The sequence below is a fragment of the Staphylococcus shinii genome (assembly GCF_017583065.1).
GTDB lineage: Bacteria > Bacillota > Bacilli > Staphylococcales > Staphylococcaceae > Staphylococcus > Staphylococcus shinii.
Genome location: NZ_JAGEVL010000007.1, coordinates 201,384 through 228,013 on the forward strand (window position 1 = coordinate 201,384; position 26,630 = coordinate 228,013).

27 protein-coding genes are annotated in these 26,630 nt (G+C 32.6%); 18 read left to right on the forward strand and 9 right to left on the reverse strand.

Features of this window, described 5'->3' with window-relative positions; translation table 11 throughout:
• Window positions 1-106 precede the first annotated feature (106 nt).
• Both J5E45_RS10635 and J5E45_RS10640 read left to right on the forward strand, forming a co-directional pair.
• Window positions 107-403, forward strand: coding sequence for a hypothetical protein (locus J5E45_RS10635; RefSeq protein WP_039068830.1), 297 nt, complete (start codon window positions 107-109; stop codon window positions 401-403).
• Window positions 404-505: 102 nt separating this feature from the next.
• On the forward strand, window positions 506-1,057 hold the full coding sequence (locus J5E45_RS10640; protein ID WP_039068829.1) for a GNAT family N-acetyltransferase: 552 nt from the start codon (window positions 506-508) through the stop codon (window positions 1,055-1,057).
• Window positions 1,058-1,260: 203 nt separating this feature from the next.
• Here J5E45_RS10640 and J5E45_RS10645 read toward each other — a convergent pair whose 3' ends face one another.
• Window positions 1,261-2,688: an aminotransferase-like domain-containing protein gene (locus J5E45_RS10645; protein ID WP_208182175.1), complete on the reverse strand. Its 1,428-nt coding sequence runs from the start codon at window positions 2,686-2,688 to the stop codon at window positions 1,261-1,263.
• 118 nt (window positions 2,689-2,806) lie between these two features.
• On the opposite strand from J5E45_RS10645, the gene J5E45_RS10650 reads away from it, so the two are divergent.
• Window positions 2,807-3,421 carry a LysE/ArgO family amino acid transporter gene (locus tag J5E45_RS10650; RefSeq protein ID WP_039068827.1) on the forward strand — a complete coding sequence of 205 codons (615 nt, stop codon included), beginning with the start codon at window positions 2,807-2,809 and terminating at the stop codon, window positions 3,419-3,421.
• A gap of 61 nt (window positions 3,422-3,482) precedes the next feature.
• On the opposite strand, the gene J5E45_RS10655 is transcribed toward J5E45_RS10650, so the two are convergent.
• From J5E45_RS10655 to J5E45_RS10670, 4 genes are all read right to left on the reverse strand, one after another.
• Window positions 3,483-4,049, reverse strand: coding sequence for an LOG family protein (locus J5E45_RS10655; protein WP_039068826.1), 567 nt, complete (start codon window positions 4,047-4,049; stop codon window positions 3,483-3,485).
• Window positions 4,050-4,051: 2 nt separating this feature from the next.
• Window positions 4,052-4,516 carry a YaiI/YqxD family protein gene (locus tag J5E45_RS10660; RefSeq protein ID WP_069792732.1) on the reverse strand — a complete coding sequence of 155 codons (465 nt, stop codon included), beginning with the start codon at window positions 4,514-4,516 and terminating at the stop codon, window positions 4,052-4,054.
• Window positions 4,517-4,521: 5 nt separating this feature from the next.
• On the reverse strand, window positions 4,522-5,223 hold the full coding sequence (locus tag J5E45_RS10665) for a hypothetical protein (RefSeq protein WP_039068823.1): 702 nt from the start codon (window positions 5,221-5,223) through the stop codon (window positions 4,522-4,524).
• 211 nt (window positions 5,224-5,434) lie between these two features.
• On the reverse strand, window positions 5,435-6,310 hold the full coding sequence (locus tag J5E45_RS10670) for an undecaprenyl-diphosphate phosphatase (protein WP_039068821.1): 876 nt from the start codon (window positions 6,308-6,310) through the stop codon (window positions 5,435-5,437).
• Between the two features lie 294 nt (window positions 6,311-6,604).
• On the opposite strand from J5E45_RS10670, the gene J5E45_RS10675 reads away from it, so the two are divergent.
• Together J5E45_RS10675 and cydC are read left to right on the forward strand one after the other, a co-directional pair.
• The gene (locus J5E45_RS10675; protein ID WP_208182177.1) at window positions 6,605-8,248 is read left to right on the forward strand and encodes an ATP-binding cassette domain-containing protein; all 1,644 of its coding nucleotides are present in this window, start codon (window positions 6,605-6,607) and stop codon (window positions 8,246-8,248) included.
• Window positions 8,232-9,911 carry a thiol reductant ABC exporter subunit CydC gene (cydC, locus tag J5E45_RS10680; protein ID WP_208182179.1) on the forward strand — a complete coding sequence of 560 codons (1,680 nt, stop codon included), beginning with the start codon at window positions 8,232-8,234 and terminating at the stop codon, window positions 9,909-9,911. The genes J5E45_RS10675 and cydC overlap by 17 nt, the downstream gene beginning before the upstream one ends.
• A 294-nt stretch (window positions 9,912-10,205) precedes the next feature.
• On the opposite strand, the gene mgrA is transcribed toward cydC, so the two are convergent.
• Window positions 10,206-10,649 carry a global transcriptional regulator MgrA gene (gene mgrA / locus J5E45_RS10685; RefSeq protein WP_017722569.1) on the reverse strand — a complete coding sequence of 148 codons (444 nt, stop codon included), beginning with the start codon at window positions 10,647-10,649 and terminating at the stop codon, window positions 10,206-10,208.
• A 227-nt stretch (window positions 10,650-10,876) separates the two neighbouring features.
• Between mgrA and J5E45_RS10690 the strand changes: the two genes are divergently transcribed.
• From J5E45_RS10690 to mdh, 5 genes are all read left to right on the forward strand, one after another.
• The gene (locus J5E45_RS10690) at window positions 10,877-11,803 is read left to right on the forward strand and encodes a CobW family GTP-binding protein (protein ID WP_039068815.1); all 927 of its coding nucleotides are present in this window, start codon (window positions 10,877-10,879) and stop codon (window positions 11,801-11,803) included.
• A 34-nt stretch (window positions 11,804-11,837) separates the two neighbouring features.
• Window positions 11,838-12,746 carry an aldo/keto reductase gene (locus J5E45_RS10695; protein ID WP_069792727.1) on the forward strand — a complete coding sequence of 303 codons (909 nt, stop codon included), beginning with the start codon at window positions 11,838-11,840 and terminating at the stop codon, window positions 12,744-12,746.
• Window positions 12,747-12,771: 25 nt separating this feature from the next.
• Entirely contained in the window at window positions 12,772-13,071 is a 300-nt protein-coding gene (locus tag J5E45_RS10700) for a hypothetical protein (RefSeq protein ID WP_039068813.1), read from the forward strand.
• A 33-nt stretch (window positions 13,072-13,104) separates the two neighbouring features.
• A complete protein-coding gene (locus tag J5E45_RS10705; RefSeq protein ID WP_069792726.1) occupies window positions 13,105-13,716 on the forward strand; it encodes a DedA family protein in 612 nt (203 codons plus the stop codon).
• A 100-nt stretch (window positions 13,717-13,816) separates the two neighbouring features.
• Window positions 13,817-14,752: a malate dehydrogenase gene (mdh, locus tag J5E45_RS10710; RefSeq protein WP_069792725.1), complete on the forward strand. Its 936-nt coding sequence runs from the start codon at window positions 13,817-13,819 to the stop codon at window positions 14,750-14,752.
• A 385-nt stretch (window positions 14,753-15,137) separates the two neighbouring features.
• Here mdh and J5E45_RS14395 read toward each other — a convergent pair whose 3' ends face one another.
• The 3 genes from J5E45_RS14395 to J5E45_RS10720 form a co-directional block, all read right to left on the reverse strand.
• Window positions 15,138-15,413 (reverse strand): hypothetical protein, encoded by a 276-nt coding sequence (locus tag J5E45_RS14395; protein ID WP_069792724.1) that lies wholly within the window; start codon window positions 15,411-15,413, stop codon window positions 15,138-15,140.
• Window positions 15,410-16,027 (reverse strand): DUF1361 domain-containing protein, encoded by a 618-nt coding sequence (locus tag J5E45_RS10715; protein WP_039068809.1) that lies wholly within the window; start codon window positions 16,025-16,027, stop codon window positions 15,410-15,412. The genes J5E45_RS14395 and J5E45_RS10715 overlap by 4 nt, the downstream gene beginning before the upstream one ends.
• 381 nt (window positions 16,028-16,408) lie before the next feature.
• On the reverse strand, window positions 16,409-16,828 hold the full coding sequence (locus J5E45_RS10720; RefSeq protein ID WP_039068807.1) for a PPC domain-containing DNA-binding protein: 420 nt from the start codon (window positions 16,826-16,828) through the stop codon (window positions 16,409-16,411).
• Window positions 16,829-17,032: 204 nt separating this feature from the next.
• On the opposite strand from J5E45_RS10720, the gene norA reads away from it, so the two are divergent.
• From norA to nagA, 8 genes are all read left to right on the forward strand, one after another.
• The gene (norA, locus tag J5E45_RS10725) at window positions 17,033-18,193 is read left to right on the forward strand and encodes a multidrug efflux MFS transporter NorA (protein WP_039068806.1); all 1,161 of its coding nucleotides are present in this window, start codon (window positions 17,033-17,035) and stop codon (window positions 18,191-18,193) included.
• Between the two features lie 398 nt (window positions 18,194-18,591).
• The gene (locus J5E45_RS10730) at window positions 18,592-19,326 is read left to right on the forward strand and encodes a hypothetical protein (RefSeq protein ID WP_069792723.1); all 735 of its coding nucleotides are present in this window, start codon (window positions 18,592-18,594) and stop codon (window positions 19,324-19,326) included.
• Between the two features lie 181 nt (window positions 19,327-19,507).
• Complete coding sequence (galU, locus tag J5E45_RS10735) at window positions 19,508-20,377, forward strand: UTP--glucose-1-phosphate uridylyltransferase GalU (RefSeq protein ID WP_039068804.1); 870 nt, start codon at window positions 19,508-19,510, stop codon at window positions 20,375-20,377.
• A gap of 107 nt (window positions 20,378-20,484) precedes the next feature.
• On the forward strand, window positions 20,485-20,970 hold the full coding sequence (gene ybaK / locus J5E45_RS10740) for a Cys-tRNA(Pro) deacylase (protein ID WP_039068802.1): 486 nt from the start codon (window positions 20,485-20,487) through the stop codon (window positions 20,968-20,970).
• A 543-nt stretch (window positions 20,971-21,513) separates the two neighbouring features.
• A complete protein-coding gene (locus J5E45_RS10745) occupies window positions 21,514-22,272 on the forward strand; it encodes a DeoR/GlpR family DNA-binding transcription regulator (protein ID WP_069792722.1) in 759 nt (252 codons plus the stop codon).
• Window positions 22,269-23,192 carry a 1-phosphofructokinase gene (pfkB, locus tag J5E45_RS10750; RefSeq protein WP_039068800.1) on the forward strand — a complete coding sequence of 308 codons (924 nt, stop codon included), beginning with the start codon at window positions 22,269-22,271 and terminating at the stop codon, window positions 23,190-23,192. The genes J5E45_RS10745 and pfkB overlap by 4 nt, the downstream gene beginning before the upstream one ends.
• A gap of 1 nt (window position 23,193) precedes the next feature.
• Window positions 23,194-25,143 carry a PTS fructose transporter subunit IIABC gene (locus J5E45_RS10755; protein ID WP_208182181.1) on the forward strand — a complete coding sequence of 650 codons (1,950 nt, stop codon included), beginning with the start codon at window positions 23,194-23,196 and terminating at the stop codon, window positions 25,141-25,143.
• 198 nt (window positions 25,144-25,341) lie between these two features.
• Window positions 25,342-26,502 (forward strand): N-acetylglucosamine-6-phosphate deacetylase, encoded by a 1,161-nt coding sequence (gene nagA, locus J5E45_RS10760; RefSeq protein WP_101093959.1) that lies wholly within the window; start codon window positions 25,342-25,344, stop codon window positions 26,500-26,502.
• Window positions 26,503-26,630: the final 128 nt, after the last annotated feature.

The window sequence follows — 26,630 nt, forward strand, 5'->3', positions numbered from 1 at the left end:
TGAAATACAAGGGGATTGTTGATTATTCATTCAGTCCTAAATTGATGGTTGGTTTGACTTACGTTACAGTTTGATAATTCCCTTACATAGAAAAGAGGTAATGAATATGCATGAACAAGATTTCAATTTATTAGAAGGCAGATCTATTACTTTACCAGAATTAGGTAGAGAAATAGAAAATATTACAGGTAGAGAAATAAAAGATTCGACAGGTGAAATTAAACGTGTAATTGCACACTTGCCAAACTTTGAATCTGATACAGATACTTTTGTAGCTACTTATAGACTAAATCATAAAAATGATTTCATCGATGCAACTTTCACTGCACCGAAAAGTGAACGTGGCCGTTTGAAAGAAGTTACAGTAAATGTAGAGTTAATTAGTTATATTTCAAGAGCTTAATTGATGATAAGCGACAATAATATGTAGGTAGCGCGATATGAACTGTTTCATAACGCGTTACTTTTATATAGAAATTTATTTTCCAGTTTAGAGGTGTAACATATGACAGTTTATATTGAAACTGAACGTTTAAGGTTACGTGACTGGCGAGAGGAAGATTTGCTACCATTTCAACAAATGAACGCAAATCAACAAGTTCGTAGATATTTTCCGAGTTTATTAAGTTATAGACGTTCAGAACACGATATGAATAAAATGGATGAAGTTATATCAAAATATAATATTGGTTTATTTGCAGTTGAATTGAAAGAGACAAATGGTTGGTTAGGTTTTATAGGATTGAATTATGTGCCTAAAGAAAGTAAATATACATTTGAAGAGTTGCCATTTTATGAAATAGGGTGGCGATTAATCCCAGAAGTGTGGGGAAACGGTTTTGCTACAGAAGGCGCGGAAGCTGTATTAAAATATGCCAAATCTCAAGGTTTAGAAGAAGTTTATGCCTTTACTTCAGAAAATAATGCTGCTTCTAGAAAAGTGATGGAAAAGATTGGCATGCAATTATACGATTATTTTGAGTATCCGAATCTTAGTAAATACCATCCACTTAAAAGGCATGTTAGATATTATAAAAATTTATCAAAAAACGTTTGAGAGTAGTTGTTTGGATAGCGTACATCGCAATTTCTACAAATGTATAATGATTGGGGGCTGGGGCAAATTTAATTGTCTCAGCCTCTATCATTATATAGGGTTATTTATGAGCTTCAGCTCAGTAAATTTTAATCTACATTAACTTTGCTAGGACGCGTAGAGGAAGTCTTGTTAAATAAATTAGATTTCTGTGCCATTCTCTTTTATGACGATTGGCTAAAATGTGTTTGGATAATTTTGCTTAAATGTTTTAAAGTTGAATCGATATCATCAGGTTCTATATAAGCATATGAGAAACGAATACAATGGCGTGCATGTTTATCATAAACTTCTCCAGGGTTAATAAGTATATTTTCTGCAACAGCTTCGTCGAAAAGTATTCTCATATCAATTGGCGTCTTAAATTGGAACCAAATATAAAATGAACCTTCTGGCGTTGACCAAGAACCGAAATTATTAAAATATTTCTCTAGGGACTCTAAAAATAAATTTCTTTTAATTAAACGTTTATCCTTTAGACTTTTGAGATGTTGCTCGTGATATTGTGGCTGTGTTAACCATTCTGACGCGATATATTGTGATATAGAACTTACGCCATAGTCATTTTGCATTTTTAAATCAGCTAAATGCGCTGCGACGGAAGGCTTGGCAATAATCCAACCGACACGCAAACCAGGACTTACAGTCTTAGATAAGCTATTCAAATATAAAATATTGTCATTTGTATCAAATGATTTTAAGGGTTTAGGACGTTCGTGTTTAAAATATAAGCCTCCATAAACGTCATCTTCTACAATAGGTATACCGCGTTGTGCACATTGCATGATGATTTTTTGTTTTTCTTCTATTGAATAACAATGTTGTGTAGGGTTGTGTAATGTCGGTATACAATAAAAAATGCTGTTTGTATATTGTGTTTGTGCTTTAAATATATTGTTAATGTTACTTTTAATATCAGAAATGCTTATTTGTTGTATATCGGCTCTAATGTTATGCCATGTACGGATTGAGTTTATATATGAAGGAGATTCAACAATAATCTTAGATTGTGGAATAAGTAAGCCATCTGCAATTAGTTTTAAACCTTGTAAGGCACCAGAAGTAATACAAATGTGGTCAACTGTACATGTAATGCCTAATTTTCCCATATATTTCACAATTGCTTCTCTAAGTTTGAGATTACCTTGGGGTTGCTCGTAATTAGTGTTTAACACACTAGCATTACACTTACTCAAAATTTCTTTAAACCGCTCATTAGGTATAAGATCGGGACCAAGTTCTCCAGTACCTAAACGCATCATGTTAGTATAGAATTCTAATTTATTAATTTGTTGAACAAAGTATTGGTTGTTTTTAGTTGTACTATTACTAATATAGTTTTGCCAATTAATATTGTTTCTAATATAACTATGCCATGTGTTTCCAGATACATATAAGCGTTGTTTTTCTCTACCTTCTATAATTCCCTGACTTTTAAGAATATCGAACGCTTGTATAACAGTAGAACGATTTACTTGGTACTGGGAGGCCGTATCTCTTTGAGAAGGTAATTGCATGCCTTGTTCTAATTCGCCAGTATCAATTTGTGCAATGATATCATCAATAATTTGTTTATACTTTGGTTTGAACATAAAATAACTCCTATATTATCTGGTTGGTATTCTAATTTAAATCTGGTTGGTCCAATTTCTGTGCATATAGTATAGCATAGTTAGTATAGACATAATAAATAAAGGAGAGTGGTTTTGCATGTTGCAACCAGTCGTTCATGGATTACTATTGGCATTAGGACTCATATTACCTTTAGGCGCTCAAAATGTATTTGTATTTAATCAAGGTGCTAATCATAAAAGTATTTATAAATCATTGCCCGTAATAATCACTGCTGGTTTCTGTGATACATTATTAATTTTGCTAGCTATATTAGGCATCTCGTTAATTTTGCTGTCCTTACCCATTTTGCAGATAACTATATATTGTATCGGCATTGTCTTTTTAGTTTATATGGCATGGTCGTTATGGACATCACACCAACATCAACTTCAAACTTATAAGCCTATGTCTGCTAAAAAGCAAATAGGTTTCGCATTATCAGTGTCATTGTTAAATCCACATGCAATTATGGATACAATAGGTGTAATAGGTACAAGTGCTGCTGTATATGAAGGGACGGAGAAAGTTGTGTTTGCTGTTGCGACAGTTTTGGTGTCATGGGTTTGGTTTTTCTTGTTAGCAATAGCAGGAAAATTTGTAGGACATGTTGATAAAACAGGAAAATATATTTTGAGTTTAAATAAATGTTCAGCAATTATTATCATTATCGTTGCATTGATGATACTAAAACAATTAGTAGAAATTATGTAAATTATAAACAAAGGGCAAGGGAACAAATTTAATAATAATTTGCTCCCTTGCCCTTAATAATTTAGTCGTAAGTTCTAACGCCTAAAGGTTTATAATGCTTGATAGTTTCAAAAAGTGCTTCAGTCGTATCACATAATGGTGCTAAAGTGTCGTATTTAGCATCGATGAATCCTTCTTCAATCATGTGAGATAATAGTGATTGTAGTGGGTCGAAGAAACCATTGATATTAAATACAGCGATTGGTTTTTGATGAATACCGATTTGTGACCAACTATACATTTCAAAGAATTCTTCTAAAGAGCCGGCGCCACCAGGGGCCATAACAAATGCATCTGCTAATTCGGCCATTTTGTTTTTTCTTTCGTGCATAGAGTCAACTAAAATAAGTTCTGTTAATTTTTCACTTGTTATTTCTTTTTCATTTAACATGTTAGGCATAACACCAATGGCACTACCACCATGGTCCAATACACCATCTTGGATTGCTCCCATGATACCTACTGAACCAGCTCCAAAAATTAATTCATAACCTTTTTCGGCCATAGTTTTACCTAGCTGATAAGCTTCCGACATATAGGAAGGGTCATTCCCTTTACTAGCGCCACAGTAAACAGCAATTCTTTTCATTTTTATTCCTCCTTGTTCAAGCATTGATCTTGTAATATAGATGAAAATGCAGATTCAAATTTAACTAAATCTTGTTCTGTGAATGCAGAAGGGCCTTTTGTACGACCACCACTTTTTCTAAATTGTGCACTCGTGTGTCTTTGCTCCAGTAAAGTGTCAATATTTTGGTGGTTATATACATAGCCTTTATGATGCATAACAATCTTTGTTTTATTAAGTAATAAACTTGCAAGACCATAATCTTGTGTGATTACTAAATCATCATTTCCTGCTAGTTTAACAATTCTATAATCAACAGCATCTGGTCCATCATCGACATAAATGGTTTTTACATGCTCTGGTTGTTCCACAGTGGAAAAATGGCTAAAACTACGAACGATTGTAACAAAAATGCCTGTCCCCTCAGTCAATTCAATAACTGAATTGATTACAGGACAAGCATCTCCATCTATAATGACTTTTGTCATCAGGGTTATTCGCCTTTATTATCGTTGTTTTGCTTTACAACACTTTTAGCAACGTAATCTTTATATTTTTTGAATTCAGATAAGCGCGCTTTTTTATCTTTTGCTCGTACTTTATCTTCTTCTTTATGGCGTTTGTCGATGTTTTTTTGTAGGATTTTATCCAGTTTTTGAATCTCTTTACGATTTTCTTTTTCTAATTTTTCGCCTTTTTTCTCAGTTTCTTCATCAAGTTTGCCGGGCGTTAATCCAACTTTTTCCATATGTTTGTTAGATTTTTTCATATCTTTAATACGTTGTTTTTCGTTATCTTGACGTGCTGTTGCTTCTTCTTTATGACGTTTGTCGATATTTTTTTGAAGAATTTTATTCATTTTTTGAGCTTCTTTACGGTTCTCTTTTTCTAACTTTTCGCCTTTTTTCTCAATGTATGCTGGATCATGTTCCTTAGCAATACGTTTAAGTTCACGTTTTTGATCCATGTCGTGTTTTTTATCCACTACATATTCTTTTGCATGAGATGATTTTTCAACGACAGTATCTTTAAATTGCACAGATTTATCTGCAACTGTTTTAGAAGCATTTACGGTTGCATCGCTTGCTTTTTTAACATCTGGGTGATCTTTAATACGTTTGCGTTCAACGATTAATGGTACTAAAAACACAGGAGCCACTGTGATTATTGTTTTGATTAATTGCTTTTTGTCCATATGCGTTGCCTCCATTTAATTTATACTATCTTCATATTACCCTATCATACATGAAAATAAACGGTAAATATAGCCTGATCATAGGATTATTAAAGAGAAATAGGCTAATGATTAAATAGTTTGGAATATAAGAATAAAAAGCTGATAAACATCTGAAAAATGGTAGATGTTTATCAGCTTTAATGTGCAAGCATTTAAGTTAAACTTAAAATTATTCTCCGGTGATACCTTGTCCGATACCAAAACCGAAGTATAGAATGGCAATGATAATAACCAATATAATTCTATAAATTGCAAATGGTATTAATTTAATTTTACTAATTAGGTATAAGAAAGTTTTGATTGCAATTAATCCGACGATAAACGCGGCGATAAAGCCAACGATATAGAAACCGATATGGTTTAATTGAATATACTCCAAATTTTTCACTAGTGATAAACCACTCGCTGCTAGCATGACAGGAACTGCCATGATAAATGTAAAGTCTGAAGCAGCCTTATGATTCATTTTCATCAATACACCAGTAGAGATTGTTGATCCAGATCTACTAAAACCTGGCCACATTGCTATGGCTTGAGATAGGCCGATAACAAATGCTTGGAAATAATTGATTTGATCTACATTTTGAGGATTAGTGACTTTTTTACTGTAGATGTCAGCAATAATCATATAAACCGCACCTACAAACAATCCAATCATTACTGTTGGTACACTGAATAGATATTTTTCGATAACATCATCAAATAGCAAACCTAAAACACCTGCAGGAATCATACCTACAATGATATGTAATAAGTTTAAACGTTTTGGCTTTTGACCAATACCATCAATAGGTTCTCCTCTATATTTACCTATATGTAACATTTCGAAATAACGCTCACGAAATACCCAAGCGCCTGCGAATACTGAACCTAGTTGGATGACAATTTTAAATGTAAACGCCGATTCAGATCCTAAAAATTCACTTGATTTCAACCACATATTATCGATGAGTATCATATGCCCTGTTGATGAAACAGGCGCGAATTCTGTTAAACCTTCAACGATACCTAGAATGATACCTTTAATCAATTCAAGTATTAACATAATTTACCTACTTTCATAGTACTTATAAAATTTTGTGTATTTTCATTTTTTAATGATAGCATAATAAAAATGTATTATGCCACTTAAAAATGTGATTTTGGACTAAAGATGTATATAATTAATAGATAATAATCATTTTAGAGGATTAGTGTAAAGTTATAGTAAAATTTCAATTAAAATAATAAAAATTAATTATGTCTAAAATATGAAAACATCATAAAAAGTATAGAAAATAATGAGCGAATTAATTTAATTTTTATATACGCAGTCTATAATGTGAGGTAGGTGATATTTGTGAAAAGATTAACAAGTTTAGCAATGCAATATAAAATATATCCTATTTTTATGTTTATGGTCAGTACATTTTTAGCTATTACAGTTGTAGTGCAAAATATTTCGATTGCAGAAATATTAAATGCAATGCTGTTAAGTGGTAATCATGATTTATTAAATTTATTAATTTTTACATTAATTATTTTAATAGCACGTGCTACGTTTAATACTATGAACCAAATGGTAGGAAATCAAATGGCAGCAAAAGTTAAGCGTGATTTAAGACAACGTCTTATTATTAAGCAATCTAAAGATTCAATTGGCGTACAGATGAACACTTTAACTGAAAGTGTTGATGGTATTGTTCCTTTTTTTAATAGTTATTTCCCGCAAGTATTTAAATCAACGATGGTCCCATTATTAATAATTATTGCAATGTGTTTTGTTCATTTAAACACGGCATTAATTATGATTGTTACAGCGCCTTTTATTCCCCTTTTTTATATCATTTTTGGCTTGAAAACTCGTGATGAATCTAAAGATAAAATGACTTATTTAAATCAATTTAGCCAACAATTTTTAAATAAAGTAAAAGGTCTGATAACGTTAAAACTCTTTAATAGAACTGAATATACAGAAAAAGAACTTTATGAAGAAAGTACTACATTTAGAGATTTAACTATGCGTATTTTAAAAAGTGCTTTTTTATCTGGCTTAATGCTTGAATTTATTAGTATGCTCGGTATTGGTTTAGTAGCATTAGAGGCTGGTTTAGGTTTAATTTTATTTCATAATATAGATTTCAAGACAGCGGCAATTGCGATAATATTGGCACCAGAATTTTACAATGCAATTAAAGATCTTGGACAATCTTTTCATACTGGTAAGCAAAGTGAAGGTTCAAGTGATGTATTGTTCGAAGTATTGGATAGGGAAGATAAAGAGCCAAAACCTCAAATACAAACTCGTTTGAGTCAGAGTTCTTTGATTCGCTTAGACCAAGTGAAGTTTAAATATAAAGATGCAGATGAGTATGCATTAAGAGATATTAATTTGAATATAAGAAGTGGTGAACATATTGCATTAATTGGTAAAAGCGGTGCAGGAAAATCTACATTGGCGCAACTAATTGCGCAAAATATAGAACCGCAAAGTGGTGCGATTACTTACCAACAGAATGATTTGAACATAGGTTTCCTTAGTCAGACACCATATATTTTCAACGCTTCTATACGAGATAATATAACGATGTTTCATCAAGTAGATGATGCTCAAATATTACAAGTTTTAGCTGATGTAGAATTAAAAGAAAAAGTATTATCGCTAAAATATGGTTTAGACACAAGAATAGGTGAAGGTGGAGAGATGCTTTCAGGAGGTCAAATGAGACGCATAGAGCTATCAAGAATATTATTGGAACATCCAGACCTATTAATCTTTGATGAGCCAGCAACAGGCTTAGACGTGAAAACTGAGAATGTAATACAAAATGTGATTGAGCAGCAGTTTTCTAATATCACAATGATTACTATTGCTCATAGAGCACATACAATTAAAAATGCAGACAGACGTATTTTGATTGAACAGGGAACTTTAAAGTTAGGCGACGCTCATAAATTAAACGACCCTGGACGAGGCGGTGATGAACATGAAACCACGGATTAAATTTCGCATAGATAAGGATTTAATATTATCCATTTTAGTTGGTATTGTCGGCAGTTTAGTTGCGTTAGGTATGTTCTTTTTAAGTGGTTATATGATTACGCAAAGTGCTTTAGGAGCACCGTTGTTTGCGCTGATGATATTGATTGTGTCAGTAAAAATGTTTGGATTTCTTAGAGCGGTAGCGAGATATATTGAAAGACTACTCTCTCATAGAACGACGTTTACTATGTTGCGCGATGTGAGGGTTCAATTCTTCAAAAAATTATTGCCAGTGGTACCTGACGTTTATCGTAAATTCAATTCTAGTGACTTGATTGCACGTATGATTGGTAGAGTAGAAGCTTTGCAAAATATTTATTTAAGGGTCTATTATCCACCTGTAGTTATCGGTTTAACTGCGATTATCACAATGATTACGATGTTTAATTTTTCATATATACACGCAGTAATTATTTGTGTAAGTATGATTGCTACGTTAATCGTTATCCCTTGGCTAAGTGCTAAAAGGGCACGTATATTAAAAAGACAAGTAAACGAAGTCCAAGGCAGATTTTTAAGTCGATTTTATGACTATAAAGAAGGTTACGATGAATTAGCACGGTTTAATCAAACAGAATATTATAAAAAGCAAGTTTTAGAACAGTTAGACGCGTATGAAAACATTCAAGCTAAAGAACAACGTTTCTTATCACTTTATGAATATAGCTTGAATATAGTAGCGATGATTTCATTGTTTTTCACTTTATATCTAGGTGTTATTCAAGTACAAAACCAACAGTTAGATGTTGTGTATTTGACGAGTATTGTATTAATGATGTTAACGTTATTTGAACAAGCGATACCGATGAGTAACGTGGCTTATTATAAAGCTGATACTGATGAAGCTTTAGCTGATATTAATGAGGTGATTGCACATCCAACGATACAAGGTCATGAATCAATGAAAATGTCAACTTCTAGTGAAAGACCTTTAATGCAATTACGTGATGTTGATTTCAAATATTGGAATCAATCAACCTACGTATTATCACAGATTCGGTTAGTCATAAATAAAGGTGAACATGTAGCGATAGTTGGGCCATCTGGCTCAGGTAAAAGCTCTTTATTACAACTTATGCTAGGTTTATACCAAAGTGATAAGGGTGAAGTACTATTAAATCAACAATATATTACTCAAATATTAAATGAAGATAAGTATAGTTATATTAATGCGCTCTTACAAACACAACAATTGTTTGACGGCACGGTAAGAGAAAATTTATTTTCAAAACAAGAAGATGATGTGCTTAGAGAAGTCCTAAACCAACTTGGATTAGCTCACATTGATTTAGATAGGGCGATAACGCTTTCTGGTCAAACATTATCAGGTGGAGAAATACAAAGGTTAGCCTTAGCAAGATTATTATTAAAACCTGCTGCATTTTGGCTACTTGATGAACCTACAACTGCTTTAGATATCCATCATACAAATATAGTTATGGATTTAGTTCATAAACATGCTGAAACGCTAGTTGTAGCTACACATGACTTAAGATTGTTACCAAATTTTGATAAAATTATCGTGATGCAAGAAGGTACTATATTAGAAGAGGGTAGTTATCAAGATTTAGCTACTAAAGAAAACGGTTATTTGCAACAAATGATTAAGATTAATGCTTCATAATTCTGTAGATAATTATAGATTCCGAAAATTATATTATTTAAGGGCTTCATAAAAACATAAAGAAATAAACTTTAATTTTCAATAGTAGGTATTAAATGGGATTTAGAGCTGATGATTATGTAAAGCTCCAATGTTTTCTTAAAATAGGTATTCTAAGCTTTACTGTTTATAGTATGAGATTTTATAATAGTTAAAAAGAGCTCAAACACAAAAGTGTTTGAGCTCTCTCTTTAAATCAAGTATATTTAAGGAATCAATTTGATATATCTTGACTTATACTATAGTTAGAAAAGCTTATTTTGCTTTTTCTTCTGTAAAGGCATCGATTACTTTAGCAAGTAATCTATTTAATTCTTTAGATTCATCTTCATCAAGAGAAGATGCAACTGCAACGTCTTGACATGCAGTATCTAATTCTGGACGAATTGCTTCGCTCTTATCAGTTAAGTGAATAAATACTTCGCGTTGATCTACTTCAGAACGTTCACGTTTGATTAAATCAACTTGTTCCATTCTTTTAAGTAATGGAGATACAGTACCAGTATCAAGCGCCAATTCCGTAACGACTTTTTTGACATTGACAGGTGATTCACCCCAAAGAATAGTAAGTACTAAAAATTGTGGGTATGTTAGTTTGTATTTCTTAAAGACATTATTAGAGTAGTAGCGATTTACTTGTCTTTGAGCATTATACAAACTGAAACAAAGTTGTTCCTTTAAATTAAGTGGTTCAGACATAAGTTCTCCTCCAGACATTCTATCCGTTTTCTTCACTTTGCATCGGACCTGAATCCGTCTAACGTTGTGTGTGACACTTCCTCAAAAACACTTTTGCACTGTGCCATGCTAAAATATAGCGTGTATAAAGTTTAGAAGATATCTAATATTTTATCAAGTGAAAGATTAATTATACGAAAAAATTATCTTTTACACAAACATTTAAATTTATGAAATGAGTGATATTTTTGAAAAATATTAAACAGCCTAAAATAGCTATTACCGTAGTAACAGGTTTTTTAGGTAGTGGGAAAACAACTTTTCTCAGTAATTATGTAAAATATTTACTAAATAAAAATGAAAACCCAAGTATCATCGTAAATGAATACGGCAATTTAGATGTAGATAGCAATGCATTAAGCGATGATGTAGAGGTTGCATCGATATTAAATGGTTGCATATGTTGTGATTTGCAACGGGATTTAATAAAACAATTAAAACATTTTATTAACAAAAGTGCAATGCGCCATATTATAATTGAAGCGACGGGTGTCGCACATCCAATTGAAATTATTGCGGCTTGCCAAGATCCCGAAATCGTCGAGCATCTTGCTCCACCAGTGGTTATAGGCTTAGTCGACGCGCCGAGATTTTTGACTAGAACCCAATATACTAATAGTACAATACAATTGATGGAAGAACAATTAAAAGTAAGTCATGTAATTGTGGTCAACAAAATGGATTTATTGAATAGAGTTGAGTACGATAAGATAAATGAAATTGAAAAAATTAATCCATTAGCGCAAAAATTTTATACATCATATGCCGATTTAGATATGAGTGACTTAATTTTAACTACATATCATAATAAAGAGCACTTGGGTGGACCAGCGCATCATCATGGTATTAAAAGTATACAGTACCAATTTACTGGGCCAATTGACCGTCAATTATTTTATCAGTTTATTTTACGACTACCAGATAATGTTCTAAGATTGAAGGGATACGTCAAGTTTCATGATATGCCAAATGATACATATGAATTTCAATATGCATTTGGTTTACCAGATTATCAAGTCATCGACACAACGATGCCATTAACAATTGTAATTATTGGTGAACAAATAGATGAAAACCGACTGCGTAATAAATTGGACATGCTACAGTTCACTTGATTATTGAATATAATAAAAAGGGTGTTGAAGATATATGGATAAAATGAAAATTAATCAATACGTTTCTTTTTCGAATATAATACAGGGATTTTGGAGAGCGAAAGACTGGCAATGGACACCGCAACAACTAAATAGATATTTAAACGAATTAGTTGAAAGAGGTATTACAACTATGGACCATGCTGATATTTATGGCTCGTATAGTTGTGAAGGTATCTTTGGTGAAGCACTAAAACTATCACCACAACTCCGCGATCAAATAGAAATTGTAACGAAGTGTGGGATTATATTGCCATCAAATCCATTTCATGAATCAAGTGGTCATCGCTATGATCATAGTAAAGAGCATATTATTCAATCTGTTGACCGTTCGCTACAAAATTTACAAGTTGAACAATTAGACTCGCTACTTATTCATAGACCATCACCTTTAATGGATCCTAACGAAGTGACTGAAGCAATAAAAGCATTAGTCAAACAAGGCAAAGTCAAGTCATTTGGCGTTTCAAACTTCAACAAATCTGAATATGATTTACTAAGCAAGTGTCTTGTTTGTGATAAATTGCATATCACTTTAAATCAATTAGAAGTATCACCTTATACTTTAGACGCTATTGAAAGTGGTACTATTAATCATATGTATAAGGATGATGTTAAAATTATGTCGTGGAGTCCTATGGCAGGTGGCAAGTTATTTAATTTAGAAGACGAAAAATCTGCAAGAATCATGGCAGTTCTTTCTCCATTAGCACAAAAATATAATGTAACATCGAATGGTATTATTATAGCATGGTTAAATAAACACCCTGCATCACTAATGCCTGTGTTAGGTACACACAAAATTGAACGTATTGATGAAGCGATTAATGGCTTGAAGGTGTCACTTACAGATCAAGAATGGTTTGATATTTATACGGCTTCTTTAGGTCACGATATTCCGTAGTTTAAATTTTGAAGGAGTAAAAATAATGAATACACAGAACGAACAGCATCAACTAAATCAATATAAATTTCAACGTAATTTTATTAATTTTCCGTTTTTAGGTTTTGCCTTAGTCATTGCAATATTAAATATTGTGTATCCTGATATTAATATAATGATGACACTTTTTGGCCTGTTTTTCTTTTATAACGGTGCTATTTTATTCATAGCATTTATTAAGCATTATAAACGTACTATTATTTTGGCATTAATATTAACAATTTTAAGTATGATTCTACTTGGTTTATCAATGTATTTATATGCGTTAACGAATAACCTATTTTAATGCTTTGTTTTCAAGACCTATAGGAGGAAATGAATGGAACAGTGGATAACGCATTTTATGGAGCAACACGGCTATTTAGGTATAGCATTATTAATCTTTTTGGAAAATATATTTCCTCCAATACCATCTGAAATTATTTTAACGTTTGGCGGTTTTATGACAACTAAGTCTGACCTTGGCTTTATTGGAGTGACAATTACCTCAACACTTGGTTCTGTTATTGGAGCTATTGTTCTATATGGTATTGGCGCTTGGATTGGTAAACAGAATTTATATCGCTTTATAAATCGTTATGGAAAGTTTTTACGTGTAAAAACTAAAGATATAGATAGAACGATTAATTGGTTTGAAAAGTATGGTTACTGGACAATTTTCTTTTGTCGTTTTGTACCACTGTTAAGAAGTTTAATCTCTATCCCAGCAGGCTTAACTCGAATGAATATACCTTTGTTTATTTTGTTTACTACGATTGGTACATTAATTTGGAATACGGTTTTGATTTATTTAGGTCAAGCCGTGGGTGGAAACTGGCATGCAATTGTTTATTACATGGATATTTATTCTAAAATAATTTATTTTGTATTAATTGTTTTAGCCATTTTGATAATTTGGAAATGGATTAAAAGACAAAAAACACATAAGTAAATTTGATAATTTAAATTAACGAAATGAAATCATTATCGTTGGTTAGAGATGATATAATTTATGTAACATAATCAAGAGATTGTATGAGGGAGTTGTTTTTATGACAAAACAAAAAGTTTCTATTATAGGTGGGGGCAATACGGGAGCGACATTAGCTTTTATCGTTGCGCAACAAGAGTTGGCTGATGTGGTTTTGATTGATCGTCCAACAAACGAAGGTCAAGTTAAAGGGAAGGCATTAGATATTTTAGAAAGTAGTCCAGTCTATGGTTTTGATGTAAATGTAAAAGGGTCCGTTGATTATACTGATACAAAAGATTCAGATGTTGTAGTAATTACAGCAGGTGTGCCACGTAAACCTGGCATGAGTCGTGATGATTTAGTACAAGTTAATGAGGCTGTTATGCATGATGTTACAAAAGAAATCGTGAAATATTCACCTGACTGTAAGATTATTGTACTTACCAACCCTGTAGATGCTATGACATATTCTGTATTAAAAGCTTCTGGATTTCCAAAAGAGCGTGTAATAGGGCAATCTGGTGTATTAGATACGTCAAGATATCTAACATTTATCGCAGAAGCCTTAAATGTATCTGTTAAAGATATCAAAGGTTTAGTACTAGGCGGTCATGGCGATACGATGGTCCCATTAGTAGATTCAACTAATGTGAACGGCGTACCACTTCATAAATTACTTGATGCACAACAAATTGAGGCAATTGTTGAACGTACACGTAAGGGGGGCGCAGAAATTGTAGAATTACTTGGAAATGGTTCAGCTTATTACGCCCCAGCTTCAGCTGTCTACAGTATGATTGAAGCGATATTAAAAGACCAACATAGATTGCTTCCTAGTATTGCTTTGTTAGAAGGAGAATACCAATTTACTGATATATGTTTAGGCGTTCCGACAATTTTAAGTTCAAATGGTATTGAACGCATTATAGACTTGAATTTATCTGATGACGAATATGCGCAATTAAAGGTTTCTGCCGAATCAGTTCAAGAAGTTAAACAAGCATTAAAGCTTTAAAATTTATGGTATGACGGATTCATTTTAAATAGGTGATTTATATATAACGCTTTTAGCTAAGAGGTGGGACATAATAACATGTTCCACCTCTTATTTTTTATCACGTTAGAGCAATAATAAAAATGGTTTAGTTAAAGTTTAGCTCAGTTAATAAAATTTTGAAATCTAATATAACGTGTTTAGTTTATTTAGGAAAATGAAGCGATTGGCGGTTATATTATTATTATGGCTGAAGCAATTTATAAATACGTAAAAAGCTGCCGACAAAATGTTCGAAGACTTGTCGACAGCTTAGTAATGAGTATGCAAATTTGTAAATTATTATATACACCCATAAGTAAGAGGTATGTCGTGACCAAAATATAATATATACTATATAAATTTATTAAAATCTAAAGACACAAATATATAAAGTTACATATTCAAAAAACGTCAGTATATACATGTATTTTAATCTTAATTTTATATTGATAGGGACATTCCAATTTGGAAAACGACGTTCATAATAAAATAGCTGGAGATAAAATAAACCAATACCTAATGGGAATAACATCAATATAATGCTGTGAAGATATGAAAAGCCTACATCATGTAATAAGTGTCCTATAATCAATTGACATAAAATTAAAACGATAATGAGAACTAAAATATTCCAAGTCATTTTACGCTACGCACTCCTTTCGCAAATAGGAATATGATCACTTGTAACGCAATAAGTAATAAAATAAAACGTAACGTATCAGCATTTAAACTCGAGGATACTTCATTAAAAATACGAAGCGGTTCATGAATAAGATAAACTGAATGTAGACGTAAGAAACGTCCGATAAATATACCGAGACCATTTAAGAACATCATAACTATAATAATTAATCTATTAAGCCAAAGATATTGGGTGAATTGTTCCATTTCTAAAAACATTAAGATTAATAGGTAAATAGCTAGTAATACACCAGATACAAGAAATGCAAAGTATGCCCATTCGCTAATTACTAAACCTTGATAAAAATTGAAATTAAACTGATTTAAATGTATTAAGTCAGTAATCATATACAAAGTATTTGGTACCATAAAGACAAAAATAAGTGTGAAAATAATGAATAATGGCCACTCATATTTGTATTTTGGTTTAAATAAATTTAACAGTAAGCATAGTTCAAACGGCACATACGCTAGAAATAGGTTAAGCGTCATAAATTGGAAATAATTATTAAAAAATATTGAAACTAATATCAATATAAGGAAAATGCTTCTAGCGATATAACGCGCTTGCATAAATACACCTACTTTCTTTTTAATTAAGCGCTAATATAATAGATTACTAATGAATTGTAATTTAATTGTACATAATTAAATGTAATCAAAAACACCTTTTGTGCTAATAGACAAAGACCAATATTAACTTATGTTTTTGAAATATGAGACTACATGATACATTTTTTAAATACAAATTTCAATTATTAACTTAAATTATACATGTTAAACAAGCAGATATAGCGCTTTAAAAGGGACATTTAAGCGTATAATCTATAGAAAGATAAATCCATGTATAAAAACAGAGATGCTTCTACGATATTGAAACATCCCTGCTTACTAAACGTTGTACATATTGAGTAACATTTAGTCTGAAGTTACTCTTTTACTTTAAATAACAAATTATAAATCTAACAAGTTTAACCCAATTGTTTCATTGTGTTTGCGATTTATATCTAAAGTTGTCATTGTAATTACAATTTCTGCTGTAGCAGAAACGACAGCTTTAGTTAAATGCCCACTCAGTGTTTCGTATTGGTTAGTTCCGAAAGTGGCATGCAAATGCGCAAAAGGCTTTTCGTCAATATGAGAAATATTACCCATTAAACTGATGAGCTCTAATGGTTCATCGATGGTTTTCTTTTCATAAGTTTTGGTGTCTAAATTATAGAAGTTAAGTTCCGCGCTAGAACATGCGCCAATGCCACTAACTGTACCGAATTGACCACCTTGTTCTGTTGCAATATCTGTTACCGCAGATACAATATCTTCACCTTGTTCTAATACTAAAACAATTGTCTTACCATCTACTTGATAAATCATATGAAACCCCCATTCTGAAAATTAGATACACCTTTATTATACAAGTTATAATTACGATATTATATGATAGTGATTAGAAAATGAATTTTTTATTGTCATTTCTCTTGAAACTGTTATAAAATGTTTTAATGTTAGGCTTGTTCTCGTGTATTAGAGAATTGAAAGCCACGTTAAACAATTTATAAAAAGAAAGGAGCGAGTAACGTGAAGAAGCAGTTTATTATTTTATATTTTAATATTTTTCTTGTCTTTTTAGGTATTGGTTTAGTTGTTCCTGTGCTCCCCGTTTATTTAAAAGATTTAGGTTTAAAAGGTAGCGATTTAGGCATACTTGTAGCTGTATTTGCTTTAGCTCAAATGATTATTTCACCATTTGGTGGTACACTCGCAGATAAATTAGGTAAAAAGTTAATCATCTGTATTGGCTTAGGCCTATTTGCGATTTCAGAATTCTTATTCGCTGCAAGTCATACGTTCTCACTTCTAATTATTTCTAGAGTACTTGGTGGCTTTAGTGCGGGTATGGTTATGCCAGGCGTTACAGGCATGATTGCAGATATTTCATCAGGTAGAGATAAAGCTAAAAACTTTGGATATATGTCAGCAATAATTAATTCGGGATTTATTTTAGGACCAGGACTTGGTGGGTTATTAGCAGAAGTATCACATAGATTACCTTTCTATGTTGCAGGCTTTAGTGGCTGTTTAGCCTTATTACTATCGATTATACTTATTAAAAATCCGAAACATGAAACACAAGATGGGTTTACCAAATATCAACCTGAGTTACTAGCGAAAATTGACTGGAAAGTCTTTCTTACGCCAATCATTTTAACACTAGTATTAGCTTTCGGGTTATCTTCATTTGAAACACTGTTTCCATTATATACTGCTGATAAAGCGCAATATTCTCCTATTGATATCTCATTTGCTATCACAGGCGGCGGTATTTTAGGTGCGGTATTCCAAGTTTTCTTTTTTGATAAGTTTATGAACTATTTTAAAGAACTAACATTTATTACTTATTCATTGTTATATTCAGCAATTATTCTATTGGCATTAACTTTTGTTCATGGTTATTGGTCAATCATGTTCATCAGCTTTATTGTTTTTATTGGTTTCGATATGATTCGCCCAGCTATTACAAATTATTTCTCGAATATAGCAGGAAATAGACAAGGTTTTGCAGGTGGGTTAAACTCTACGTTTACCAGTATGGGAAACTTTATTGGTCCATTAGTTGCAGGTACATTATATGATATTAATTTTGAGTTTCCATTATACATGTCAATATTCGTTATGGTTTTAGGTATGTTGGTCATCTTTATAGAGAGTCAATTGAGATCACGATTTAGAAGAACATAATTCATTGTAAGAAAGAGGTGGTTAGGATATATGACCATGGCGTGTCCTAATCTTAAATATGTTATAAATTTTAGCTAAGTGATTGTAAATAAATGTTGAGTTTGTGCGGCTTTTTTGTTTTGGTAAAAGTGGGGCAATGAAATCTGATTAAAAATAATTAGATTTCATTGCCCTGCTTTTTTTATTATATGGAATTTTAATTGCGTTAATGGCGATATCTATATTAGTCGTATTGAAGGAAGGGTGAATATGACACTTGTATTAAATAAAGTAGGTATTACGTAATAAACATGTAACAAAGGTTACGATTGTTTTAAATTGTGTTCTATATAAGTTTTTCGTCAATAATCTATGATAACATTATAGGAAATGTAATAACTGTAAGTAAGGGGATAAACTTGAAAAATTTAATTTTAACTATCTTGGCCTTCCTTCTCGCTTGCTGCTTAGCTTTTCTTCTTTTTATAGCTACGAACCAACAAGCTCTAGGCAAAGTGCATGAAACCATTTCTAGTTTTTCTGTTGTGGACGAAATTGCAGAAGCTAAAGATATAACTAAAGAAAAAAGTGAGAATCCAATAAATGCAGCAACGGAAAAAGAAACACATAAAGAGCCATATAATGCCAAAAACTATAAACCTATTGCCAAATTGACGACACATGATTTAAAAAATGACGAAATTGGAAAAGCAAATTTGCCTTCATTTTCCAACTCATTAAAAAAGGCACAAACATTAGTGAATAAAGATAATAATGCTTCAAATGCTTATAATGATTATGGTATTGATACGACGTGTCAAGGCGTACATTATTACATCTTCACATTTGAAAATAAAAGTAAACCAAATACGTATTATCGAGTTACTGTAGATGAATATAATAAAGCAAGCGTTTTTGACAAGTCTTATCAAATAAAACAGCAAAATGATAAACCTAATATTTCTCCTCAAGAATCTGAAGTTATAGCACAAAAATATGCTATTGATGAGCTAGGTGAAAACGCAGTGTTAAAAGATGTTAAAGAATCGAAAGATGGTATGTTTTATACATTCCATGAATATAAAACAGAAAGAGACTATAAAGTTGTTGTGAATAAAACAGGAGATGTTATTCGTCAACCAGCGCTTGATTAAGCATTAAAAATAGCCACACAAACGTTAATTTATGACGTTTATGTGGTTATTTTTTATAAATGAAAAAAGTATTAAGTGAAACGTTTCAATGTTATGATAATATTAACGGCTAAAAAGGATAATGAAGTGTAGATTATTTTCAATCAGTACGTAAAATTTGTTTAAGAAAGGGATGAGCGTTTTGAGAAAAATAAAGAAAGCAATCATACCAGCTGCTGGTTTGGGTACGAGGTTTTTGCCGGCTACAAAAGCTATGCCGAAAGAAATGTTGCCAATCTTAGATAAACCGACAATTCAATACATAGTTGAAGAAGCGGCTCGTGCAGGTATTGAAGATATCATTATTGTAACAGGTAAACATAAAAGAGCTATTGAAGATCATTTTGATAATCAAAAGGAATTAGAAATGATTTTAGAAGACAAGGATAAGCAAGAATTACTTGAAAAAGTGAAATACTCTACAGAGCTTGCGAATATATTCTATGTTAGACAAAAAGAGCAAAAAGGATTAGGTCATGCGATTTATTCTGCGCGTCAATTTATAGGCGATGAACCCTTTGCAGTATTATTAGGTGACGATATAGTTGAATCTGAAACGCCAGCGATTAAACAATTGATGAATGCTTATGAAGAAACTGGAAAATCAGTGATTGGTGTACAAGAAGTTAAAGAAAATTTAACGCATAGATATGGTATTATCGATCCTATGAAAAAGTTAGGTAGAAAATATGAAGTGGCTAAATTTGTTGAAAAACCAAAACAAGGCACGGCACCTTCTAACTTAGCTATCATGGGACGTTATGTATTGACTGCGGATATCTTTGATTATTTAGCGACACAAGGTAAAGGCGCAGGTGGCGAAATTCAACTTACAGATGCAATTGAACGTTTAAACACAAATGATCAAGTTTACGCTTATGACTTTGAAGGTGAACGGTATGATGTTGGTGAAAAATTAGGATTTGTGAAAACTACGATTGAATACGCTTTGAAAGATGAAACAATGCGAGATGAATTAACTGATTTTATTAAAAGTTTGAAATTAGATTAAAGTTTTGAATTAAAAATTATACAAGGATGATAAATAAAGTTAAAATCCTATCATTTGTGCTGTTATATGTATCAATCGGAGAGGTTGATATACTATGAGGTGATGAAATGAAACAAAAGAAAACAAACGCGATGCGAATATTAGACAGACAAGCTATAGCATATAGCGTGAATACATATGATATTAGTACACAACATATGGATGGAGAACATGTAGCCCAAAAAGTAGGCGTTGCTCCAGAACATGTATATAAAACGCTTGTGTTAGAGAATACAGCGCATGAACACTTCGTTTTTATTATACCAGTAAATAAAACATTAGATATGAAAGCAGCAGCCCAGTCAGTGGCAGAAAAAAAGTTGAATTTAATGCCGCTTGATCAATTGAAAAAGGTTACTGGTTATATTAGAGGTGGTTGTTCGCCAATAGGAATGAAGCGTCAGTTTCCAACAGTGATTGACCAACATGCTGTAGCATTAGATTCAATATACGTAAGTGGCGGAGACCGAGGGGTTCAAATTAATATAAAAGTAGAAGATTTAATCGCAGTAACACAAGCGCAAGTTGTACATGTCGTACAAGAGGTAATGTAGCACGGACATAGCATTATAACTGATTTAACTTAACATACATGTCAAATTGAACTATCTAGAAAGCGGCTTTTGCTACTAAGAAAGTATTAAGATTAAAGGTTTCCTTAATAATGTATGTTTAACCACTTTATAACTTTTATACATAAGGCCCTTTGTTAATTTAGTTCTGTTTATTAAATTTTATACAAATGTCTTTTTTTGTACTCAAGTAGAAACTTTGTAACGTGCTAATGCTAAGCTAAATATGTAAGCTTGTTATTATAAGGTTTTGCTATAAATAGCCATGAAGCAATCTATAACGATAGATTACTTTATGGCTATTTTTAGTATGTTTATTTTTGAGAAGAGAGATTTAAATCGAAGTTAACCTTTTATTAAATTTGATCTATACGAAAATAAAGCAGATAAGTGTATTAAGAACAAAATTTGACATAAACATGAATTTTCCCAACTAATAATTGACTGTTTTTGATTGTTTTTGACAAAAAATGATTGAAAAAAGAAAGCGGAAACATTATAATGGCAATGAGCTGAGGTGAAGGTATGATAACGGAAAAACGCCATGAGTTAATTTTGACTGAATTGTCAAAAAAAGATTTTTTAACGTTACAAGAATTAATCGATCGGACAGGTTGTAGTGCTTCGACAATTCGCCGTGATTTATCAAAGCTACAAAATTTTGGAAAATTAAAAAGATTACATGGAGGCGCAACACTCAATCAAACTTCAGTGTTAGAGCCCAATTTGGCAGATAAACGAGGTACCAATTTAAAAGAGAAGCAAGAAATTGGCAAAATTGCTGCGAGAGAAATAGAAGACTGCGATTGCGTATTTTTGGATGCAGGCTCTACTACACTCGAAATGATTCCGTTTATTAAAGCAAACGACATCATCGTAGTGACAAATGGTTTAACGCATGTTGAAGAACTCCTTAAATATGGAATTAGAACATTAATAATTGGTGGAGAAGTTAAATCTACTACATTTGCAACAGTGGGTGCGAGCGCCTTAGAAACGTTGAAGCGTTATCGTTTTGATAAGGTGTTTTTGGGAATGAATGGGATAGATTTAAAATATGGTTTAACAACCCCAGATGAACAAGAAGCCATTATTAAACACCATGCCATGGAATTAGGAACACAAGTTTATGTATTAATTGATCATGCTAAATACGAAAAAGTATATTTTGCTCATGTCCCCATAGAAGCTAATGTATCACTTATTACTTCTAAAAAGGCAATGACAAATAAATACTTTAGATTATTTGCTGAAAAATATAACTTTATTGGAGGAACACTATGATTTATACAGTTACATTTAATCCTTCTATTGACTACATTATGTTTGCAAATAACTTTGAACTTAATGGATTAAATCGTGCTACAGAAACATATAAATTTGCAGGTGGCAAAGGTATTAATGTTTCTAGAGTATTGAAGACACTAGGAGTACAATCTACAGCACTTGGTTTTGCAGGTGGGTTTCCAGGACAATTTATTACAGATACCTTAACTAAAGCAAATATTTGTACTGATTTTGTTCAAGTAGATGAGGATACTAGAATAAACGTTAAATTAAAAACAGGCGAAGAAACTGAAATTAATGCACCTGGTCCACAAATTTCGAGTACGCAGTTTGAAGCATTATTATCGCAAATTAGGGATACAACAGAAGAAGATACAGTGGTTGTTGCTGGTAGTATACCTAAGAGTGTGCCAAGTGATGCTTATGAACAAATTGCTAAGATTACAAAAGAAACAGGGGCACAACTAGTAGTTGATGCTGAAAAAGATTTAGTTGAATCTGTATTAAAATATAATCCATTATTTATTAAACCGAATAAAGATGAATTAGAAGTAATGTTTAATACTACAATTGATTCAGATCAAAAAGTGATTCAATTTGCACATGAAATTTTAGCAAAAGGTGCTAAATCTGTAATTATCTCATTGGGAGGAGAAGGAGCCGTATATGTAGATGAACAATACAGTTATAAAGCAAGTGTACCAAATGGTCATGTTGTAAATACTGTTGGCTCTGGAGATAGTACAGTAGCAGGCATGGTTGCAGGTTTAGAAGCAAGTCTGACGACTGAAGAAGCATTTAAACAAGCTGTGTCAGCAGGTACTGCTACAGCATTTAATGATGATTTAGCTACGAAAACTGCAATTGAAGACATTAAAACACAAGTTGTGATTACGACACTAGACGGGAGTGAATAATATGAGAATTACCGAATTATTAACAAAAGATACAATTGCAATGGATCTTTCTTCAACAGAAAAGAATGGTGTCATTGACGAACTAGTTAATCAATTAGATAAGGCTGGAAAACTAAATGATGTGACTTCTTTTAAAGAAGCAATCCATAATCGTGAATCTCAAAGTACAACAGGTATTGGTGAAGGTATAGCGATACCTCACGCTAAGGTTTCAGCAGTTACTACACCAGCAATTGCATTTGGGAAATCAAAAGCAGGTGTAGATTATCAAAGTTTAGATATGCAACCAGCACATTTATTCTTTATGATTGCTGCACCAGAAGGCGGAGCACAAACACACTTAGATGCATTAGCTAAATTGTCAGGTATTCTGATGGATGAAAAAGTTCGTGAATCATTACTTCATGCCAATTCGCCTGAAGAAGTATTACAAATTATAGATCAGGCTGATGATGAAGCAACTGAAGAAGAAGCATCTGAAGAGGCGGCTCAAGGTGTTGCCACAGATAATGAAAATTCAAATGAACCATACGTTTTAGCAGTAACAGCATGTCCAACAGGTATTGCTCATACTTACATGGCACGTGACGCTTTGAAAAAACAAGCTGAGAAAATGAATGTTAAGATTAAAGTTGAAACAAATGGCTCAGGCGGCATAAAAAATCATCTTACAGACGAAGATATTCAACGTGCTTCAGGTATTATTGTAGCCGCAGATGTACATGTTGAGACAGATCGTTTTGATGGTAAAAACGTCGTTGAAGTACCTGTTGCAGATGGTATAAAACGACCAGAAGAATTAATTAACTTAGCACAAGATACATCTCGCAAGCCATTTGTAGCACGCAGTGGCAATAAGGCAAGTAATCAATCAACAAGCAACGAAAAACAAGGCGTTGGTAAAACAATATACAAACATTTAATGAATGGTGTATCTAATATGTTACCACTTGTTATCGCTGGTGGTATTTTGATGGCAATTGCGTTCTTGTTTGGTGCTAACTCTTTTGATCCAAAAAGTTCAGAATATAATGCTTTTGCTGAACAATTATGGAATATAGGTAATAAGAGTGCCTTCATGCTAATTATTCCAATACTTGCTGGTTACATTGCACGTAGTATTGCAGATAAGCCAGGCTTTGCAGCAGGTCTTGTCGGTGGTGTTCTAGCTAGTACAGGTGATTCAGGATTTATTGGCGGTATTCTTGCAGGTTTCCTAGCAGGTTATTTAACATTAGGTATTAAGAAATTATGTTCAGGTATGCCTCAAGAGTTAGAAGGTTTAAAACCAACACTTATCTTCCCGGTGCTTTCAGTTACGATTACAGGATTACTAATGATTTATGTTATCAATCCACCAGCATCATGGTTGAATAATACGTTATTAAATGGATTGGAAAGTTTATCAGGTACGAACATAATGCTACTTGGTTTAGTTGTTGGTGCGATGATGGCTATTGATATGGGCGGTCCGTTTAATAAGGCGGCTTATGTATTCTCTGTAGCAGCGTTGACAAGTGGTAATGCTGCGCCAATTACTGCAGCAATGATTGGTGGTATGGTGCCTCCAATTGCGATTGCAACAGCAATGGTTCTATTCCGTAAGAAATTCACAAAAGAACAAAAAGGTTCTGTACTACCTAACTATATTATGGGCTTATCATTTATAACGGAAGGCGCTATTCCATTTGCAGCTGCTGACCCAATTCGAGTTATACCTTCAATGATGGTTGGATCTGGTGTGGCTGGTGCAATTGCGCTAGGACTTGGTTCAGCAATACAAGCGCCACATGGTGGTATTATTGTTATATTAGGAACAGACTTTGGTCACGTACTTCAATCATTAATTGCAATTATTATCGGTTCATTAGTTGCGGCAATTATTTATGGTTTATTAAAACCTAAGTTAACACAAGATGAAATTCATACTTCTGAAGCTATGAATGATTAAACTATAGATGCTTCATAACAATAAAGAAATAAAGGAAAGCCAGAAAAACTCATCTAATTGAGTTCATTTTCTGGCTTTTTTAATTATATAGTGAAAAGTAAAAAGCTTTGAATATAATTAAGTGATTGAATTTGGTAAAATATTAATAAAGTTGCAAAGAAATTAATGAGATTAAATTAGCGAAAAGAAGGTAGAAAAATGAGTAAATATGTTATTGCAAATGGTCGCATTTATACTGAAAATGAAACAATTGCACAAGGTTATATTATAATTGATAATGGTAAAATTGCACAAATTGGTACAGGTGAATATCAAGGAGAGTTAACAACTATAGATTTAAAAGGGCAACATGTGCTACCTGGTTTTATTGATATACATATGCATGGTGGCTATGGCGAAGATGCTATGGACGCTTCATTTGAAGGGTTAAAACATTTGTCAGAATCATTATTATCAGAAGGTACAACAAGCTTCTTGGCTACAACAATGACCCAGTCTGATGAAAATATTATCAAAGCATTAAAGAATATTGTGAACTATCAAGGACAACAAGATAACTTAAACGCAGCAAGTATCGTTGGGATACACTTAGAAGGGCCATTTATATCTGAACATAAGGTAGGCGCTCAAAACCCAGCGTATGTTCAACGACCTTCAGTTGCAAAGATACAACAATTTCAAGAAATTGCTAACGACCAAATTAAAGTAATGACTTTTGCACCAGAAGTAGAAGGCGCACGTGAAACTTTAGCAGCGTTACATAATCAAATTAATTTTTCTATTGGTCACACGGTAGCAACATTCGATGAAGTCAATGAAGCGGTGGCACATGGTGCGAAGCACGTGACCCACCTTTATAATGCTGGCACAGCGTTCGAACATAGAAATCCAGGATTATCTGGTGCTGCTTGGGTCAATGATAAACTTAGTACAGAATCTATCGTTGATGGTATTCATTCACATCCCGCGTCTATAAAGATTGCCTATAAACAAAAAGGAAATAAACGTTTTTTCTTGATTACCGATGCTATGAGAGCGAAAGGTATGCCAGATGGTGAATATGATTTAGGCGGTCAGAATGTAACGGTAAAAGGTTCCGAAGCGAGACTGGCCTCTGGTGCTCTTGCAGGTAGTATCTTGAAAATGAATGAAGGTTTAAAAAACTTAATTAAATTTACTGGAGCTTCTTTAGATGACTTATGGCGTGTTACAAGTTTAAACCAAGCAATTGCATTGAATATTGAAGATAATAAAGGGAGTATAGCTGTAGGAAAAGATGCTGACATTGTAGTCGTCGATGATGATATGCATGTTTTAACAACGATTAAATCAGGCGAAGTTCACAATTTCGGATCATAATTGCTTAGGCTTAAAAATACTGAAAAATTGACTTTAATACAAATTTAAGTTTCAATAATTAATTGGCTTAAAAAGCGATTGATTGCAAAAATTACAAGAAATGTTCATTTTGTGATATGATAAAAGAA